Source organism: Rhodococcus sp. SBT000017, from assembly GCF_003688915.1.
Taxonomy (GTDB): domain Bacteria; phylum Actinomycetota; class Actinomycetes; order Mycobacteriales; family Mycobacteriaceae; genus Rhodococcoides.
Window position 1 is genome coordinate 96,866 of sequence record NZ_REFU01000002.1, and the last position, 18,963, is coordinate 115,828.

Genomic DNA, 18,963 nt, shown 5'->3' on the forward strand with positions numbered 1-18,963 from the left:
CCGCTGACAGCGAAGCGCAGTCGACACCCAACTTTCGTCACCGGATTTGTCCAGCGGATGCGAATTCGGCCGCGTCAGCGGCTGACCGTACTGCGGGCCAATTCTGCCGGGTCAGTAGTCACACGCACGTTCCATAAGGCAGTGACGATGTGTTGCTGCCCAACATCTCTGCAACTGCATCGAGAATGGCGGTTCCGTCGTCGAACGATCCCGAATCAGGTTCAGCAGCGATTGCCACAGCCGTAAATCCGTCGGCGACGCCGAAGATGCCCAACTGACGGACCAGATAGCTTCCATCTTCTCCGGGTCCCCATCCACCTTTGAAAGCCGCGCCGGGGATACGTCCGAGTCCCCACGACTGGTCCGAGGAAATCTGTTGCATCAAATCCACGATCGCAGCTCCGAAGTCCAGACATTGCAGCTTCGAGGTGAACTGCGCCTGGTGGGCAAGCGACCATTCTGTCTGCCCGAATGATGTGTAACCAGAACGAATTCGTTCCTCCTGCACGCCGGTGGAAGGGTCACCACCATCGAGCAGTACTTGTTCGACGGCGGCCGCCGCGGCCGGCGCGTCACCCAGGCTCGTCCAGAGATCCTCCGCTGCTGCATTGTCCGAATAGACAATCGCCGATGTTGCAGAAGACAACTCGGCCGATCCACTCGCACGCATTGCGGCCACTGCGAGGGGGACCTTGATTGTCGACCAGGCAACCCCTGACGACCAATCGCCTAGAACCTGAACCTGACCACCACCGACCGGCATGTATGCCAGCCCGAGTCGACCGGGATAAGTCGTTGCGACAGTGGCGAACTCATCACGTATTACTTGCGCTCCGCTGGCAGGTAGCGGTAGGTCGATACGCGGTTCCGCGGGAACCACGGGTGTAGTCGAATCGACAACGGCCTCGGGTGCAAGTTCCGCGACCGCATGTCCCTCTACCGTGCTCGTTGCAATCGTGCATCCGGAGAGCGAGACCACCACCACTGCGGCCATGACACCGGCCATCCTCGTCGACGACGATCGGTGTCTAGTAGACATACACGACCGCGTTGTCACCACCGGTGCACGTGATCAGACCTCCCACGGGCGAACAGTTCATCGCATACGACCGGCCGGTGACGGGACTGGTCGCGTTGACCGTTCGAGCGACCCCGGCCTGTCCACCGCCCGCATAGGCCACTCGTACTGCTTCCGCGAACGGGCATGAGGTGATCGTCGTCCCCGCTGCTGACGATACGTATTCGCCGACCGGCCCGAACGCCGCTGGGCAAATTTGCGCATTCGACGGCGGCGCAACAGAAGCAGAGGACGTGGACCGGGAGGGCATCGTCGCTCTGGGTGTCACCTCTGCCGAGGCCGAAGGTATCTGATTTGCCGTAGTCGGCGGTCGAGCAGACTCATCGGCGGAGTTGCCTTGGAGTAAGAACCAGCCGCCGACGCCGAGTGCAGCCAGAAGAAATACCACCACGGCGACAATTGCCGCGATCAATCCACCGTTTCGACCACCACCTGGAGCAGGTGGACGCGGAGTGTTCGAGGGCGGACCATACGGCGCGCGAATCGAATTCGGCGAATAGCCGCTATTCGACGGGTTTGGCGGGGGCTGCGGAATGGAGCGTCCAGGCGGAGGCGGAACGTTGGGTGCCGAGGACGGATGGTAGGGATATTGCCCTGGACCCTGGCTGTAAGGCCCGGTTGCGTTCATGAAGCCTCCACACTCTCACGAGATGCGCTTTTCGACGAGAGCACCGGCCGACTATGCCACCGTCGAGGGTGGCCGCGCTATCGATCGAACAACCGACAGTTGCGTCCCCCGAAGAGAAATTCGTGCGTGTCTGTCGTTCAACAGGAGATCAGCAGGAAATGATCGCAGTCGGGTCCGTGGTCAGGTCCAGCCACTTTCCATAGGAACCGACCGGAGCTGCGTCGACAGCCGCACAGATGGACTGCGTCGTCGATCCCGCCGGTCGATAGACCGCATAGATCGGGTTGCCCGCGTCGGACCGTTGACGTAGCGACGGACACGAACTATCGGTGCGTAGATAGGAGGCTCCGGGGTTCGCGGCCAAAGCGGCCGAGATCTCCTGTGTGTACGACGCCGGATCGACGGCCGACTGAATCACCACGATCCCGGTTCCGTCGCACGAGGGCACCGTGATGGGAATGCCGAGTCCGAGGTCACCGCGGCCCGGTAGCGCCGAAACATTCGGGACGGACGCAGATGGGGCGGTCGGCATCTGCTGCACGCTCGGTGCCACCCCCGGGGTTTTTGGCGAAGGTGCCGAGTTGACTCGCACCGTCGGTGTCGCTGTTTCGTCGGCGTCCGACGCCAGCCCATTCGTTTCGTCGCCGAGAAAGCGGAAGACCGCGAATACGAAGCCACCGACCAGGACAATTGCGGCCAAGGCCGCGACGAGAACGAGGGCAACAGTGCGTTTCCGGCTACCTTGCTGATTCACGAGACCAAGAATGCCATCGAGCCGCCCGATAAGCGGGTGAACGCCCATACGTTCACCCGCAGTGTCGGGTGAGCGCTGTCTAGCCCGCCGAACCTGTGGTCGAAGACCCGGTTGGGCCTCCGATGGCCGCGGAGCCGGTATCGACCGCTGCTGGAATGAACGAAGCAGGTCCGATCAGGACGTCCTTGGTCGCGGTGAATGAGGTTCCAGCAGTAAGGCTGACGGTCGCCGTGATCTGGTACTTGCCGTCGAAAGGCACCTCTATGGTCGTTCCCGGGTTCGACGTGTTGCATCGCCCGCTGGACTCGTTGACACCGATGATGCCGAAATACCCACGAACAGTGATCGTCGTCTTGCAGCCGATTCCTATGAGCTCCTTACCCTGTGACCACGGCTCGATGTACAGCGCGAACTGGGTTGGCTTGAAGAGATTTCCTTCGTACACGTCGGGGGCGATCTCGTCGTAGCTCCACGTGCTCAGTTCGATGTAGTCGATTGGCGTGTATTCCGCTGATGCGGGCGGCGCTGACACGATCAGCACTGCTGCACTTGCCAGTCCAGCAAACAAGGACCTACGGAACCAAGTCGGTGTCTTCACGCATTCTCCAAAGTAAAGGCCTCATGTAAGGCGCTCGCCAATTCTCGAACCAGATACTTCACTGCAGCTGTGGACTCCGCAGTACCTCAATCGGATGAACCTCGGCCCGATTTGTACTGTCGTTCGTTCGAGCGACTGTGAAAGTGCCGAAAGCTTCGTACGATACGGATTTCATGGCAGTCCGCCGTGTCTGTTCGTTCGAGAGGCCTCGTGGTGACTAGCTCCGAAGTCTGCGTGCGGTGCGGTTCTGGGTTATCCCCCGGCGCACCGTTCTGTGCGGTGTGCGGCGGGGCGGTATCCAACCGAGCGGTTGCCCCGTCAACCCTCGCCAAGGCCGCAACGTCGCCGTTGCAGGTCGCTCCGGTCAGTCCTGGGTCCCGGATACTTCCCGCATCCAGGGGCCTGCGGGTCGTCTCCACGGTGATCGATTGCGGCGCAGTCGCACTCGGACCCTTCGCGTTCACCATGCTCGGTCTCGCACTCTCCAACGGTGCCGTTGCATTGGGGGTCGGATCGATATCCGCTGTGTGCACATGGATTTGGCTCGTCGTATGGAACGGAGTTCGCGGTCTCTCTTTCGGCAAGGCCGCCCTCGGTCTGCGTCTCGCCGATTCTGCCACCACCAGACCTGCAGGTATCGCTGCCGCTGCGGCTCGAAGCCTGGTGTTCTTGGCCATTCCCTGGCTGTGCGCGCTGAGCACGGCCTTCGACTCCTCGGGGCTGCGAAGAGGTTGGCACGACCGTGTCGCACGGACGGCCGTCATCGACGTCGTCAAGGGCCTGAATCCGATGGGACCTCAGGTCGTGACGACCGCCTTCCGCAAACCCGACCGCGGAACGCTCGCCGTGGCTTCTCCGGTACCCGTCGGGCCCACGGCAACGGCCCCCACCGCACCGCCCCCTCCTCCGCCACCGCCACCGTTCGACACCGTTGCGATGAGTTCATGACATGCACCTGAAGCTGATTCTGCGACGGCCGTCAGGCCACACCGTCGACCTGTCGATGGTCGCCGACGCCACCGCGACCGTCGGGGACATGGCGCGAGCACTGGCCGACGGCGACCCGAAAAGTTCGATCCCCTCGACGCCCGACCTCACGTTGACTGTCGAGCAGTCGGCATTCGAGTCCGCGGTGGACGGTCGGCAGTTGGACCCTGGTGTCAATCTCGTCGAATCGGGGGTGCGATCCGGCTCGACGGTGACAGTGGGGACCTACAACGGCAGCAATGCCGTGAGCCGTCGCGGACGAGCCATTGCGATGCTTCGAGTGTTGTCCGGCCCGGATGCCGGACGCGAGTTCCTTCTTCCCGAGGGTGCCAGCACCGTCGGCTCGTCTTCGGAAGCCGACATCTTCCTCACCGACAGCACAGTGCTGGGTTCACATGCCCTCATCCTCGTCGGAGAGAGTATCGAGATCGTCGATCGTACCGAAACCGGTGCCGGTATTCATATGGGCGGCAACTGGATCGAGCGCACCTACGTAGCCGGGTCCGATGTCGTTGGCCTCGGCGACACGACCATCGCGGTCTTTCACACGGTGCGTGCAAGGACCGACTCCGCAGACAGCCCAGCGATGGAGTTCAATCGATCACCGAGGGTGATACGGCGTTTCGACGGCCGGACATTCGAGGCGCCGCAGCCACCGAAACGGCTCGATCCCAATCGATTTCCGATCATCTCCATGTTGGCACCGCTGATCCTCGGTATCGCACTGTTCGCCTTCACACGCAATGCCCTCACCGTCGTCTTCGTTGCTCTGAGCCCCTTGCTCATGATCGGCATGTACATCGACACCGCGCTGCAGAACAAACGCAAGCAGCGCGAGGCCATCGAACAATTCGCATCGGGACTGCGAAATACCGCGGCCGATTTGCATTCTACCCAGGCCGTGGAACGCGCAGTGCGCCTCGGCGAGACCCCATCAGTATCCGACTCCGTCGAAGCCGTGCACCTACTGGGCACTCTGCTCTGGACCCACCGACCAGAGCACTCCGGGTTTCTGACTGTCCGAATGGGATTGGGAGATGCGCCGTCTCGGAGTGCGCTCGAACTGCCCAGCCGAGGCGAATCGCTGCCGGAGTACTGGCGGCAGCTCGAAGAGATGCGTGACGAGTTCTCCACGATCACCGATGTACCGATCGTCGCCGACCTCCGTTCCAGCGGATCGTTGGGAGTGTGCGGACCGAGAGGAGTCGTGGACGGGGTTGCACGTGGACTTGTCATTCAGCTGGTGGGATTGCACTCGCCGGCCGAACTCACGATTGCCGCCGTTGCGTCGTCCGCGACGCGCGCGTCATGGAGCTGGCTCGAATGGCTCCCGCACAGCGGCCCGACCTACAGCCCCCTGGCCGGCGACCTGTTCGCCGATTCCACCGAAGGTGGTACTTCCTTGGTGGCTCGTCTGGAGGACCTCGTTCGCGAGCGACTGGACGCGTCGGAGGTTCGTACCGGCCCCAGAAAGTCATTGGACACCGAGCAAGACGGAAGACCGACCCTCGACAAGGCCGATCCGATCCTTCCCGTCGTCGTGGTGGTGGTCGAGGACGACGCTCCCGTCGATCGATCACGGCTGACCAGACTCGCCGAGCGTGGTCCCGACGTCAACGTCCACCTCGTCTGGGTAGCAACACAATTGACGAGCGTACCCGCGGCGTGCAGGTCCTTCCTGCTCGTCGAGACGAACACATCCGGTTCGACGGCGGGTGAAGTACGCGTCGGAAAGCACACCTTCCCCGTGGCAAGTGAAACCGTCGACCTGCCGGACGCCCGCCAGATCGCGCTGTTGCTCGCGCCTGTCGTCGATGTCGGAGTGTCCGTCGAAGACGAGACCGACCTGCCACGCTCGGTCTCCTTCCTCGATCTGGACGATTTCTCGATCACCTCGGATCCAACGAAGCTGGTTCGACGTTGGGAACGCAACAACTCCATCCTGAAGCGTTCCGGGCCGCCCCCTCCTCGACGGACGTCGGATAATTCGTTACGGGCTCTCGTCGGATCGCGCGGTGTCGACACATTCCATCTGGACCTGCGCGAGCACGGGCCGCATGCTCTGGTCGGTGGTACGACGGGTTCTGGCAAGAGCGAGTTCCTCCAGGCCTGGATTCTCGGCATGGCCGCAGAGCACAGTCCGGACCGCGTCTCGTTTCTGTTCGTCGATTACAAGGGTGGAACGGCGTTCGCCGACTGCGTCGACCTACCCCACTCGGTCGGACTCGTCACCGACCTTTCCCCTCACCTCGTCAGGCGAGCGCTGATCTCGCTTCGAGCCGAGATCGGTTATCGCGAAAGGCTACTCAATCGCAAACGTGAGAAGGATCTTCTTTCGCTCGAGCGTTCGCAGGACCCGGAGACTCCGCCTTCGCTGGTGATCATCGTCGACGAGTTCGCAGCGTTGGCCAAGGAGATACCCGAGTTCGTCGACGGTGTCGTCGACATCGCTCAACGAGGACGTTCGCTGGGACTGCACCTGATTCTCGCGACTCAACGCCCAGCCGGTGTCATCAAGGACAATCTTCGGGCGAACACCAATCTTCGCGTGGCACTGCGGATGGCGGACGAGGACGATTCGGTCGATGTGCTCGGGTCCAAGGATGCCGCCTACTTCTCACCCAGCTTGCCCGGCCGCGCAACAGCCAAGGTCGGGCCGGGTCGGTTGACGACTTTCCAAACCGCATACACCGGTGGTTGGACGGTCGGTTCGGATACGCAAACGCCTATCGACATCACCGAGATGAACTTCGGCGACGGGAAGCCCTGGGAAACACCCATTCCGATAGTTGCTGCGCAATCGCAGGACACCGACATGATGCGGGTTGTTCGCTCGATCGCTCGTGCGGCCGAGCTGGCGAAGGTACCGAATCCACGAGTTCCGTGGCTCCCCGAGCTCAAACGGGCATACGACATGGTGACTCGGCCGAGCGTTTCAGTGGGTGGGTACCCGCTGGGCGTCGCCGACGACCCCGCCACCCAAAGCCAGCCGGCAGTCTGCTTCGATCCGGACAGAGACGGAAACTTCGCTGTGTTCGGCACTGGCGGATCGGGCAAGTCGACGGTCCTGCGTACCGTCGCCACCGCTGCCGTCCTGGCTGCGAGCGAGCAGGGGCCGGTCGAGATATACGGGATCGACTTCGGCTCGGGCGGACTGCGGATGCTCGACTCTCTCCCCGAGGTCGGAGCGATAGTCGGCGATGACGACGAACTCCTGGGACGTCTGATGCGGCGGCTCACCGGTCTCGTCGACAGTCGCTCCGAGGACTACTCGCGAGTGAATGCCTCCAGCATCGTCGACTATCGCAGCATCGCGCGGCGGCCGGACGAGCCGCGCATCCTGTTGTTGGTGGACGGTATCGGCGCGTTTCGAGAAGCGTACGAATCATCGCCGGTGTCCCCGTGGTTCGCGATGCTCAACCAGATGGCCACTGACGGCCGAGCCGTCGGGGTACATCTGATCGTGTCGGCCGACCGTCCCAATGCTGTTCCCACATCGCTCGGTTCGACAATTCAACGTCGTCTCGTTCTACGCATGGCCGCCGAGGACGATTATCTCCTACTAGGTGCGCCGAAGGACATCCTCGACCGCCTATCGCCGCCCGGACGAGGGATTGTGGACGATCGGGAAGTGCAAATATCGGTGCTCGGCGGTGACCCCAATGTCGAGACCCAGTTCCGCGTACTGACCGAGCTCGCAGATGCGTCGCGGGCAGCAGGTGTCCACCGTGCTGCTGCTGTGGAACGCCTCTCCGATGACGTCGCCTCGAGCTCCCTGCCCAACGAGGTCGGAGGCAGACCATCGATCGGCATCGGCTACGCAGATCTTGCGCCGGTGGGATTCGACCCGCGCGGCTTGCTCATGGTCGCGGGTCCACCGTTCAGCGGGCGCTCGACGGCGCTCGTGACCTTGGCGCAGTCCGTTGTGCGTGCAGAATCCGAAGTCCGGACGTTCTATCTCTCACCACGTGCCAGTGGCACCGAATCCGAGGACGTGTGGGATTCCGTGGCCATCGGGCTGGAGGCGGTGTCGACGTTGCTGCTCGAGATCATCGAGCGAGGCGAATCCCCCGACGCGCCACGCATGGTGGTTGTCGTCGAGTCGTTGAGCGAGTTCACCGACTCGGTGGTTCAACCGGACCTCGAACGGATGATCAAGTGTGTCGACGCTGCGGATGGCCTCGTCGTGGGCGAGTCGGAGATCTCCACCTGGCAGGGTGCCTACGCGCTCGGCGGCCCCTTCCGGTCCGGCCGTCGAGGACTCCTGTTGTGTCCCAGTGACATCGACGGCGAGAGCCTTCTCAGCACGCCGCTGGGCTCGAGGCAACGTGGCGCACAACCACCTGGCCGAGGATTCCTGATTGCGCAAGGTAAGGCGGTGAAGCTACAGCTTGCGCGTCCGAACTGACTATCACGAAAAACAACGAACGAATGGAGAAGCCGATGGCATTCTGGGGACAAGACGTCGAGCAGGTTCAGCAGCTTTCGCGTGAACTGAACAACAAGGCGAACGAAATTCAGGGCGTGCTGACGCGACTGACAAGTCAGCTCAACGGCGTTCAGTGGAAGGGCCCTGACGCCGATCGATTCCGCTCCGAATGGCAGGGCACGCACACCGCGCAACTCAAGGCTGTCGTCAATGCACTGCAGCAGGCATCGCAGACAGCAAGTCGCAATGCGCAGCAGCAACAGCAGACCAGCAGCAGCTCGTAGAACCTCGACACCGACAAGGAGCAGATTGTGGCCGAACACGGGGCAGACGTCCACGAGCTTCGCACACTGGCGAAGCAGTTCACCGACATCGCCAGCACCCTGGAGGAGACCATCCGCTCCTTGTCGGTCCGAATCTCCAATTCCAATGCATGGCGCGGTCCCGACGCGGACCGCTTCAGATCGCAGTGGAACACGACAGACACCGCACGATTGAGGTCGACGAGCCAAGCCATCACTGTGGCAGCCGATACGTTGCGACGCAACGCATCCGAACAGGAGTCGACCAGTGCAGCAGCAACGGGCGTCGCAGTCGCGACGGGTTTGGCGGTCTGCTCCGAACCGAGCGTCAGTACCAAGTCGCTGTTCGAGAAGATCGACCGCGACGACCACAACCGCGATGGAGTGCACATAGAGAAGATCACCGGCTCCGACGGTGTAGACCGTTACGTCGTGTACGTCGAAGGCACCGGCGGTGCGGGGGATGGCAACGGATTCAACCCAGGCAACCGGCTCAACTGGGCTGACAACATTTACAAAGTCACCGGCCTTCCTGACCCGTATCTACTCGGCCGAATGTCACGCATTCCTCACGGGGCAGAGATAATGATGGTCGGTTACAGCCAGGGCGGTATCGACGCTCAAACCATCGCGGCCACTGGCCTGTTCAACGTCACCGATGTGGTCACTTTCGGTGCACCCCGTCTGGCAGGCGTTGCCCCGGAGACTATGGGAGCCAATCTACTTACTTTGTCAGCCGAGGGCGATCCAGTGCCCTCGACGGCAGCAGCAAGCATGATTGTTCTCAACCCGATCACCACTGCAACAAACCTCACCGCATCGGTCTTCAACAACGACCAAGGCACGGTACAAAATTTCACCGCCGATGCCGCAGGAGACCGCACAGGCATCGACCTCCATTCAAACGGAGAAACGTACAGATCGATCGGTGAACAGTTCGACCGTTCTACCGATCCGAGATTCGACACGATCAGGCAGAGCATGGCGCGGTATCAGGGAAGCTCCACGAATCATGACTGAGCCGGACAAGCTCGCAGACAGTCGATCCACCTTCAACATATGGAGCACAACGTGACCACCGGATCCGAATCGTCGACCTGGCAGGATCCCAATCCTGATGCCGGAAAACGTGACACATCACGCACCATTCTGGGCGCTACCGCTGCGGCATTGTCGATGGTGGTGGTGAGCGCCCTTGCCGTGACCCTTCTGGTCACTGGAGGATCGTCGGCATCGACCAATGACATTGCACTGCAGTCGGCCGAGTCGATCGGTCCTGGACCGTTCACTCCATCGGTCGCTCTGGCCAGCCGTCCGTTGTCCGACCTGTCGAGCGATGAGATGCTCGCGCAGCTCGCCGGATCGTTGACCACCAATTCCAACGGCGGGTCGACCGTAGTGGGAACCACGCCGGGCCTCTACGGTGGAACCAACGACGACGCTTCCTGCGACGCTGCTGCGTTGGCCAACTACCTGTCCGAAGACCGTGCAAAGTCCGAGGCGTGGGCGTCCGCGTTCGGGATCCCGACCGAGGCCATTCCGTTCTACCTCGACACTTTGACGCCGGTTTCTCTGACGACCGATCTGAGAGTCACCAACTACAGCTTCTCCGACGGTCGAGCAACCCCGTTCCAGTCGGTTCTTCAGGCGGGTACCGCCGTCATGGTCGACGCCGCTGGTGTTCCTCGTATCCGTTGCAATTGCGGAAATCCGCTCGGCCCCCCGGCAAGCGAACCGTTGTCCGGCTATCAGCCGACCGGGGACAGGTGGCCGTCTTACCGCGAACAGAACGTCGTTTCCGTCGACTACGCCACGCAACCCGCCGCAGGTGAACCAATCCCTGTGACACCGAACAACTCAACCGTCGATCAATTCACTTTGGTCGATCTGGACACGCTGAAGCCACTGCTGAGATCGGTCGGCAGAACGATCGATACCTCCACACTGCAACGTCCCGCTACTCCGCTTCCTGATCCGCGGAGTATGAATTTGCCACTCGTACCGGCTTCGAGCAGCATCAGCGTCGGGCCCACGGAGTCGACCACAGTGAGTACGAGCCCGGCCCCTGGTTTCGAGAAGCCGACGCCTTCAGCCACGATAACCAGTCGCCCTTCGGCTCCCGTTCAACCGGTGCCTACCTTGCGCGAGCCGAGCGTCACCACTCCAGCTCCGCTCGAGAACGCAGCTGCAATAGAGCCTTCGCAAGTTCCTGCAGTCGTCTCGGCACCGCCGTCCCCTTCCTCGTCCGCTGTCCCGAGCTCGACCGCTGCGCCGACAACACCACCGACAACCACTGCAGCAACGCCCGCGGCGAAGACCACGTTCACAGGCGAGGCGTCGACCACAATTTCGGAATTCGTTCTGGCCGACGCGGTTCGCTGCACAGTCGTAGGTACCGAAGGTGAAGCAGCGCTGCAAAAGTCGATCGTCGAATGTTCGGACGAAACCCAACATCTGGTTGCCACATCGGACCTGACCGCCGAGAAGGTTATCGAGGCAACCAGGGACGGTGTGTGGCTCGTTCGATTCGAGTCGTCGTCGGTTGCCGTGCCTGTCGTCAGTGCCACCTACCGGGACGGAGAAGGACGCTGAAGTTTCGTCGTAGCACTGCTGACTTGGCCGAGCGATCCAGGTCATCCCGACTACTTCGCGTCATCGTGGCGTTACGGTGGCCGGCCATCGTCATAGGACTACTGGTCGTGGGCGCTTCACTGACATACGTTTTCGCTCCGCCAACCGGATCACCGGACAGCATTGTCGAATTCGATCCATCGGATCTCGTCGCGGCCCAATCCGGTTCGACACAGCCGATGCCATCGGTCCTCGGGCTCGATCGGGACGTAGCGTTGACCGTGCTGTCCGACGCCGGCCTCGGGTCGGTAGCTACTACATTCGCCGAAAAGCCTGCCGCGGGTCCGGTCGGATTGATTCTCACCCAGAGTCCCTCGGCTGCAGCCGCTTCCGTCGACGAGATCGAACTGACGGTGTCAATTCCAGCGACTGTACCCAGTACCCTCATCGGGTCCGACGAGCGCACCGCGCGCACCGCGCTCGAGCAGTCCGGCGCAGTGGTCCAGCTGGTCCGAGCCGTCGATGCCTCGGTTCCGCGAGGGCAGGTACTCGCAGTCGATCCCCCGGCAGGCGCGGTGATGCCTACCGTCGTGACTGTGACCGTCGCCGACCCAGGCGATGCACTGTCACTCGCGTCGGTCTCCACTGTTATGAGTTCGAGCTTCTCGACGGTGTCATCGGTCAACGTCAACGGCGGTGCGCTGGGCTCCAGCGTGGAACTCTCACCCTCCGCTCGGTCATCCGCTTACGGAGAGTACTCATTGTCCAGAGGTGCGGTTGCCCTCGAAGCCATTGCTGGAACCGATGATCGCGAGGGCACTGGATCCGGCACGATCACCGTGTTCGGCGACGGTCGAGAGCTGACTTCGGTGCAGGTGGGTCTCGGGCAGTCGACCCCGATTCGAGTCGATCTCAACGGCGTCATGAGGTTACGAATCGAGGCGACAACGACCAACGCCAAGGACAACCCGACTGTGATCCTCGGGGACGCGAAACTCCTCGGATCGACAGAAGGTCTGAACCTCATTGCGGGCACACGGTGAAGCTTGCGACGCGGCTCTGTGCTCTATCGGCAGTTGTTGCAGTGTCGCTGCTGCTGCCTTCGTCGGCCGGCGCGCAGGAAAACACAGACGTCTACGTCCCAGGCGGCCAATACGTCCCGGTGGTCGTCGTCCTCGACACCTCCGATTCGATGGATGCAAACTCCCTGACCGGTGAGTCGAAAATCGATGCGGCACGTTCGTCGGTGATCGACCTGGTCAACGCGTTGGGTCCACGTACACCGTTCGGCTTGATCGCTTATCCGGGGGCCGGGTCGAGGACGGTGGACGGGTGCTCCATCGGAAACGTCGAGGTGAAAATTGCGGAACTCGATGTGGCTTCGGCCTCAGCAGCTGTACGACGACTCGATCCCAATGGTGACACGCCGACCGGGCCAGCTCTACGACATGCTGCCGAACTGATCGGCAAGGACAACAAGGGCACGATCGTGCTGGTCAGCGACGGCGAATCCAATTGCGGTGCAACCGAAGTGTGCGATGTCGCGAACGAACTGGTTGCGGACGGAGTCGAGATCCAAGTCAACACCGTCGGCCTCCAGATCAGCGAAGACGGCGCGAACGAACTGAAATGCATCGCCGATGCCACAGGCGGCCAATACGCCTCGGCCACCGATACCGCTGGCCTACAGTCGGCGCTTCAACAGTTCGGCGGCGCACAGCTGAGCCTCACTGGCTCGGTTCCGAATCAGTTGCCCGTGGTCAGCGGAACCGGAAACGCGGGATCGACAGCATCTTTCACGGTCCACAACGGCGGACGCGTCCGCGCTGACGACGTTCGACTCTCACTCACCCTGAACGACGAAACAGGCGTTCCAGGACGGGTTCTCGTTCCACGACCGGTACGGTTCCTGGGCAACATCGATCCTGGGCAAAGCCGAAGGGTCGATATCACCATCAGGCCGGACGACTCTGTTCTCGGTACATTCACCTGGCTGGCGACAGCAACCGCGAACAATTCTGCGCCATCGGTGTTGGACGGAAAAACCTCCACGATCGAGCCTTTCGGCACACTCACCGGCATTCTCGGCGACGTGAGACACGCAGTGGTGGTGGGTGATTCCTACGCCTCCGGTGAGGGCACCCGAGACTACGTCCCCGGCACCGCCGACAAGGAATCCGGCAATATATGCCATCGTTCGACCAGCGCATACGGGGCAATCCTCTTCGGTGACAAGGTGCGAAACCTCGCCTGCTCGGGTGCGGTTGTCGGGGACTTCTACTCGCAGCAGCAGTCCGAAAACTACAAGGTGACGCCACAGCTCCTGTCACTACGCGCTGAGGCCGTCGGCCCCGACTCTCCCGACGCGGTGTTGCTCAGCATCGGCGGAAACGACGTCGGCTTCGGAACCAAAGTGATCCAATGCAGCGTGTGGCCGAACTGCTACCCGACTTTGCCGGACGGGAAGCCCATGGTCTTCGAAACGTGGGCCATGGACGGGATCAGCGCAATCGGGAACGACTTGCGGAGGGTCTACCGTGACGTCGATCGCGCCGTCAACGACGATGAAGCAAAGTCGGCTCGCGGCGGTAGGACAGCCCCGATCGTCGTAGTCCCCTATCCACGCATCGTGCCGACCGAAGCGGCCGGACTCGCTGCCGGGAGCGGGTGCCAGTTCGGCATCAGCGCGAACGAACTACGCTTCTTCAACCGGTTCATCGATGCGCTCAACCTCGAAATCGCAGCGGCTGTCGGTTCGTTGGCCTCGGAGAGAATCCCGGTGTACTACGCATCCGACGTGGCACCAGCCTTTCAACCGGATCACACCATCTGCGATCTGGCCCAGAGCTATGCGGTATTCGGATCTTCGAAGGGCACCTTGGCGAACAACATCGCAGCCGTTGCGGACCGCCACGAGTTGCTCCATCCCAACAAGCTCGGTCACGCTGCGATGGCTCGTGCCCTCTCCGCGTGGTCGGCGTCGCGAGCGACGATCGATCCACGCGAAAATGCACCGAAGTGGGATCATGCTGTGGTCGACCGCTCGAACCCCGTTTTGGACTTCTTCAAGAAGCCGTGGGCATCGGCGGCAGACATCTACGAGGCAGGCGGCGAAGCGACCATCGACGCCGCCGGATTCGCCCCGTCTTCGACAGTGGTGTTCCGGATAGATTCCGTCTCGCGAACTTTGGCTTCGGCTCGAGCCGATGACAACGGGCGCGTGCACGCCACACTGACCATTCCATCGGATATGCCAATCGGAAGTCACCATATTCACGCCCTCGGTGCCGACACCGAGGGCAACGATCTCGATGTATCGACATCCGTTCGGCTACTTCCGAAATACTCGAACCTGGCACTGCTGGCGACATGTGCAGGTTTGCTCCTCGTCGCGCTCGGAGGATTCGGAAGACGCACACACAAGCGCCGCCGGACATCGGAGGTCGACGCACACGACACCGGTCTCACCGACGTGACCGTTTCGATCGGTGCCGTGCCAGCTGCCGGCGAGAATCGTCCCCAGCAGACGGGAATCTCGCGGCCACCTCCCCCACCGTCGTCACCGCCCCCGCCGCCCAACAGCCCTCCGCCTCCCCCATCGGCGTAAGGACTGTCGGCCTGCATTCACTCCACACGAACCCCCTCGTCACACGGTGACGAGGGGGTTCGTGATCGACGAGTCACCGCTATCGCGTGGTCGCCACTACAGCCTGTGCCATTCTGTCGTGGTATCCCTGCAGGTTCGGCGAGTTGCTGATCGAGACGGTCAGTGCGATCGAGATACCGACCGTCGCAACAGTTCCGGGTATTCGACGGTCCACATGGCCGAATACCGAATAGACGGGGATGCGCATGTTCTTACTTCATTCCGCTCTGCAATCGTTGCAGGACACCCATCGCGATTTCGTTGGCCGGCCGACCGCCGGCGGGGCCGTCGCGCACATTGCACAGCACCACAATCGTGGTGTCGCTCACCGGATCGTGGCCCATGAAGGATTGGAAGCCGGGAATGGCACCGTCATGTCCGATCAACGGACCGTATGCCTGCCAGGCAAGCCCGTAGTCGCCGGGACTCGGATTGTCGGGCTCTAGCGTCACACTACCGATGCGTCGAGACTGAAGATCTTTGCCCAATATTTCTTCTCCGCGGACAAGAGCGCGACCGTACGTCGCGATATCGGCGGCCGTCGAGATCGCCCCGCCTGCCGCCCAGATCCACGACGGATTGAGGTCGGTGACGTCGTTGGGAACCAGCACTCCGCTCCGAGCATTGTCGACCTGGGCCGAGGACAACTTCACCGAGATCCGGGCGGATTCGTTCGTACCGAACAGGTACCCGTGGGGGTGCGGGTCAGGCAACTCGGCGTCCTCCGAGGCGGGGAAGCTGGTGTCGTCCAGTCCTAGAGGCTCGAATATCCGGTCTGCCAGTATATTTCGAAGATCGGTCCCGAGGATCGACTCGACGATTGTGCCGAGCAGAACTGTATTGGTGTTCGTGTATCGAAACTCCTGCCGGGGCGGTGAATACGGGGCTCCACCGAAGCCGATCGCCAACAACTCTTCCGGGTCCCATACCCGGCCGGGATTTTCATCGAGGACAGTATTGAAGTAGCTGTTCTCGGTGTAGCTGTAGAGGCCGCTCTGCATCTCGAGAAGGTCGGCGATGGTGATGGAGTCACCATTGGGCACGTCGGAACGAAAACTCGACACAGGGTCGGTGAGAGCGAGAGCACCGGATTCGACCAGTTGCAAGACCACCGTGCCAACCATTGTCTTCGTGATCGAACCGATCCGGAAGTGGTCGCCGACGGTAACAGGGACGTCTTGTCCCACCGTTCGAGTTCCGTATGCGTTCTGCCACAGTACGTTCCGCTCTTGCACCAGGACGACCGCACCCGGTACGGCAAGCTGGTCCATGGTGGCATGCACGACGGGGTCGACCAACGCCGCCAAGTCCGTTTGCGGCTTTTGCGTCGACACCGAGGCCGAGGTCGCCACCTCGACTCCCCCACCGACATCGGAAGTCTCCACATCGACCGCATGTGCGCAACTCGAAAGCAGCAGCGCTGCAACGCCGACGGCGACTGCTCGTCGCACAGCGCACACCATGATCACCTGTCAGAATCCGATGGCAGACAGTGTCGCGTCCTTGAAGTTGGTCACAAACAGGATTTCGCCATCGGAATCGACAGCGATGCCATGCGGATTGGTGCCGACCACGATGCTCGACTCGATGGAATTGGAACGCCCGTTCAGAACTGTGACGGTGTTGGAACCGTGATCGGCGACGAACACCGTCGAGCTGCTGGAGTCCACCGCCACACCGACCGGTGACACACCTGCGGGAACTGTCGTCACCACCGATCTGGACACCGTATCGATCACCGAAAGGGTGTTGTCGGCATGGTTGGTGACGTATGCCCGTTCCATCGCCGGATCGATTGCCACGCCCCACGGTTCGGCACCGACCGGGATGGTGGCCACCACCGTGCGGCGTGCCGCGTCGATCACCGACACCGAACGATCCCCGGCGTTGGTGACATAGATCGACCCCGAATTCGGCTCCGAAGCAATGCCATACGGTTTGGCACCCACTCTGACGGTTGCCGTCACCGCGTTGGTTCGACCGTCGATCACCGACACCGTGCCCTCGTCGAAGTTCGAGACGAACACGGCGTTGGTGGCATCGTCCGCGGCAATGGCGTACGGGCCGTTGCCCACGGCAACCACAGCTTCGATCGCGTTGGATTGCGCATCGATCACGGTCACCGACCGACCGTTGGCGTCGCTCACGTAGACCGCATCGTTCTGCGTGCTGTATGCCACGCCTGCGGGCTTGCTACCGACAGGGACACTCGCCCGTGTCACTCCCGTTTTAGTATCGACCACCGATACGGTTCCGTTGTCCGAGTTGGTGACGTAGGCGGTAGCGGCGGAGGGATCGAGGGCGACTGCCCATGGGCTCGCCCCGACGGGCGATGTCAATGTCCGGGAAACAGATTGCGGGGCGTCCGATGCACCGGTCGGGCTCGACGAATCCGAGCTCGAATCCGACTGCTCTACACCCGCGCTCGCGGTCGTACCCGCGCCGGACTCGCGTCCGAGCAGATACCACGCTCCCGTTCCTGCAGCAACGAGCACGAGCAGAGCAGCAAAGACCACCAGCACGATCGCTACGGCTGATCGCCGCCGTGGTGGCTGATCGGCGAGACCGGACAATGGTGCTCCAGGCGGTCGACTCGGACCAGTGGGCGGGGCATCGGGGACACGGCCGGCGGTGTGTTGCGTACGCGCCGGGAAGGCGGAGGCGTCGGTATCGGTGGCCGGTTGTCGGTCATCGACGAACTCCAACCGGGCTTCCGGAGGCATCCTGAACGCTCGATTCGAGAGACTGCGATTCGGTTGTCGACGACGCACGTCGACGGGCGAACCTGCGCATCAACGCTTGATCGACGCCACTGTAGATCAGCTGCGCAGCTGCGATCGACACCACGAGGCTGACCAATGCCCAGAACAACCATCCCGCGAAGTCGAAAGCATTGCCGCCGATGAACAGTCGCGTGATGATGACCATCACCGGAAATTGAATCATGTAGAACGCATACGAGATTTGGCCCAGCCACACCATGGGCCGCGTCGAATTCAACCCACGAACACCGTCGAGATCTCTGGAGGCCAGGGTGGCGACTACTGCGGCGACAGGAACCACGAGAAGTGCAGACATCTTGAAGTTGACCGGAACGACCCACGTCGCCGAAAAAGCGAGCGCCAGAGCGAGAAGTGGTGGTGTCAGGCGGATATTGCGCCAGCGACCCTCGATGACCAGCCGGGCGGCCAGAACCCCGAGAAAGAACTCGGGAAGACGCGAGAGCGGAAAGGTGTAGCTCAGCCAGTACGAGGGAGACACAGGGATGTCGTCCTGCGCGAACCACGCCGGTGAGGCGTGTATCTCGAACATCGGCGAAACATCTCCGGGGAGAAGCCTCGGGGCAAAGATGTTCGAAATTCCGCGTGGCCCGTCGACGAAGAGAAAGTACGACACGTGAATGGCCGCGATCATCAACACGAGAGCACCGAAAGCCCAGTACAGACGGTGGGTTCCGATTCTTCTGAGTAGAGGCAACGCCAACGGGAAGCAGGCATAGAACAGAATCTCGGCACACAGGGACCACGAAGGGACGTTCAATCCCCCCACCATCGTCCACTTCGGCACCCACGTGTGGACCAACAGCAGATTCGGGACCCACACCACCGCTCTGGACAAAGGGACCGAGGCGGCGACCACGAATACGAGGGCAGCGACGATGTGCGTCGGGTAGATCTTCAGCGCCCGCCGCCAGTAGAACTGGCGTATGGACGAACCGGGTCGAAACGACCAATAGATGACGAACCCCGAGAGCACGAAGAAGAATGTCACTCCGGCAGCACCGAGCTGCATGGGTACGAAGCTGTGAATCGTCTCGAAGGTCGAAGACTTCTGAAATGGATACACCGGCAGGAACACCAGCGCGTGGAGGAGAAAGACTGCGAAAGCCGCCCACCATCGCGCACCTGTGAGCGAGGGCAGATCACGCCGCTTCACTACCTCCGAATCGAGGCCCGACACCATCTGCGCG

General features: G+C 61.8%; 15 protein-coding genes. 8 read left to right on the forward strand and 7 right to left on the reverse strand.

What is annotated here, in order from left to right; genetic code table 11:
• Positions 1-118: 118 nt before the first annotated feature.
• Positions 119-679: a hypothetical protein gene (locus AYK61_RS27080; RefSeq protein WP_147458374.1), complete on the reverse strand. Its 561-nt coding sequence runs from the start codon at positions 677-679 to the stop codon at positions 119-121.
• Between the two features lie 530 nt (positions 680-1,209).
• Here AYK61_RS27080 and AYK61_RS27425 point away from each other — a divergent pair.
• Positions 1,210-1,371 (forward strand): hypothetical protein, encoded by a 162-nt coding sequence (locus AYK61_RS27425; RefSeq protein WP_183130485.1) that lies wholly within the window; start codon positions 1,210-1,212, stop codon positions 1,369-1,371.
• Positions 1,372-1,854: 483 nt separating this feature from the next.
• Here the strand turns inward: AYK61_RS27425 and AYK61_RS21685 are convergent, their stop codons facing one another.
• Together AYK61_RS21685 and AYK61_RS21690 are read right to left on the reverse strand one after the other, a co-directional pair.
• A complete protein-coding gene (locus AYK61_RS21685) occupies positions 1,855-2,460 on the reverse strand; it encodes a serine/threonine protein kinase (protein WP_121873057.1) in 606 nt (201 codons plus the stop codon).
• Positions 2,461-2,539: 79 nt separating this feature from the next.
• Entirely contained in the window at positions 2,540-3,058 is a 519-nt protein-coding gene (locus AYK61_RS21690) for a hypothetical protein (protein ID WP_220709164.1), read from the reverse strand.
• A 213-nt stretch (positions 3,059-3,271) separates the two neighbouring features.
• Between AYK61_RS21690 and AYK61_RS21695 the strand changes: the two genes are divergently transcribed.
• The 7 genes from AYK61_RS21695 (at position 3,272) to AYK61_RS21720 (ending at position 14,954) form a co-directional block, all read left to right on the forward strand.
• Positions 3,272-4,006, forward strand: a complete 735-nt coding sequence (locus AYK61_RS21695) for an RDD family protein (protein WP_183130486.1) — start codon at positions 3,272-3,274, stop codon at positions 4,004-4,006.
• 1 nt (position 4,007) lies between these two features.
• Positions 4,008-8,453 carry an FtsK/SpoIIIE domain-containing protein gene (locus tag AYK61_RS21700; RefSeq protein ID WP_121873060.1) on the forward strand — a complete coding sequence of 1,482 codons (4,446 nt, stop codon included), beginning with the start codon at positions 4,008-4,010 and terminating at the stop codon, positions 8,451-8,453.
• 35 nt (positions 8,454-8,488) lie between these two features.
• The gene (locus tag AYK61_RS21705; RefSeq protein WP_121873540.1) at positions 8,489-8,758 is read left to right on the forward strand and encodes a WXG100 family type VII secretion target; all 270 of its coding nucleotides are present in this window, start codon (positions 8,489-8,491) and stop codon (positions 8,756-8,758) included.
• A gap of 237 nt (positions 8,759-8,995) precedes the next feature.
• Positions 8,996-9,796 carry a hypothetical protein gene (locus AYK61_RS21710; RefSeq protein WP_128645565.1) on the forward strand — a complete coding sequence of 267 codons (801 nt, stop codon included), beginning with the start codon at positions 8,996-8,998 and terminating at the stop codon, positions 9,794-9,796.
• Between the two features lie 51 nt (positions 9,797-9,847).
• Positions 9,848-11,368, forward strand: coding sequence for a DUF6777 domain-containing protein (locus tag AYK61_RS27430; protein ID WP_183130487.1), 1,521 nt, complete (start codon positions 9,848-9,850; stop codon positions 11,366-11,368).
• A 218-nt stretch (positions 11,369-11,586) separates the two neighbouring features.
• Complete coding sequence (locus AYK61_RS21715; RefSeq protein ID WP_183130488.1) at positions 11,587-12,390, forward strand: PASTA domain-containing protein; 804 nt, start codon at positions 11,587-11,589, stop codon at positions 12,388-12,390.
• Positions 12,391-12,431: 41 nt separating this feature from the next.
• Entirely contained in the window at positions 12,432-14,954 is a 2,523-nt protein-coding gene (locus tag AYK61_RS21720; RefSeq protein ID WP_147458375.1) for a VWA domain-containing protein, read from the forward strand.
• Between the two features lie 79 nt (positions 14,955-15,033).
• On the opposite strand, the gene AYK61_RS27435 is transcribed toward AYK61_RS21720, so the two are convergent.
• From AYK61_RS27435 to AYK61_RS21735, 4 genes are read right to left on the reverse strand one after another with little or no spacing between them, the layout of a single operon-like run.
• Positions 15,034-15,201: a hypothetical protein gene (locus AYK61_RS27435; protein WP_183130489.1), complete on the reverse strand. Its 168-nt coding sequence runs from the start codon at positions 15,199-15,201 to the stop codon at positions 15,034-15,036.
• A 4-nt stretch (positions 15,202-15,205) separates the two neighbouring features.
• Positions 15,206-16,444, reverse strand: coding sequence for a serine hydrolase (locus AYK61_RS21725; protein WP_183130490.1), 1,239 nt, complete (start codon positions 16,442-16,444; stop codon positions 15,206-15,208).
• Between the two features lie 21 nt (positions 16,445-16,465).
• Positions 16,466-17,716: a beta-propeller fold lactonase family protein gene (locus AYK61_RS21730; RefSeq protein WP_121873065.1), complete on the reverse strand. Its 1,251-nt coding sequence runs from the start codon at positions 17,714-17,716 to the stop codon at positions 16,466-16,468.
• Positions 17,682-18,956 carry an acyltransferase gene (locus AYK61_RS21735; protein WP_121873066.1) on the reverse strand — a complete coding sequence of 425 codons (1,275 nt, stop codon included), beginning with the start codon at positions 18,954-18,956 and terminating at the stop codon, positions 17,682-17,684. The genes AYK61_RS21730 and AYK61_RS21735 overlap by 35 nt, the downstream gene beginning before the upstream one ends.
• Between the last annotated feature and the right edge of the window lie 7 nt (positions 18,957-18,963).

What these genes read in the sequence shown, in the direction of transcription:
- AYK61_RS21735 (WP_121873066.1), bottom strand. Translation starts at nt 18,956, where the DNA reads ATGGTGTCGGGCCTCGATTCGGAGGTAGTGAAGCGGCGTGATCTGCCC.
- AYK61_RS21705 (WP_121873540.1), top strand. Translation starts at nt 8,489, where the DNA reads ATGGCATTCTGGGGACAAGACGTCGAGCAGGTTCAGCAGCTTTCGCGT.
- AYK61_RS27435 (WP_183130489.1), bottom strand. Translation starts at nt 15,201, where the DNA reads ATGCGCATCCCCGTCTATTCGGTATTCGGCCATGTGGACCGTCGAATA.
- AYK61_RS21715 (WP_183130488.1), top strand. Translation starts at nt 11,587, where the DNA reads ATGCCATCGGTCCTCGGGCTCGATCGGGACGTAGCGTTGACCGTGCTG.
- AYK61_RS21730 (WP_121873065.1), bottom strand. Translation starts at nt 17,716, where the DNA reads ATGCCTCCGGAAGCCCGGTTGGAGTTCGTCGATGACCGACAACCGGCC.
- AYK61_RS21700 (WP_121873060.1), top strand. Translation starts at nt 4,008, where the DNA reads ATGCACCTGAAGCTGATTCTGCGACGGCCGTCAGGCCACACCGTCGAC.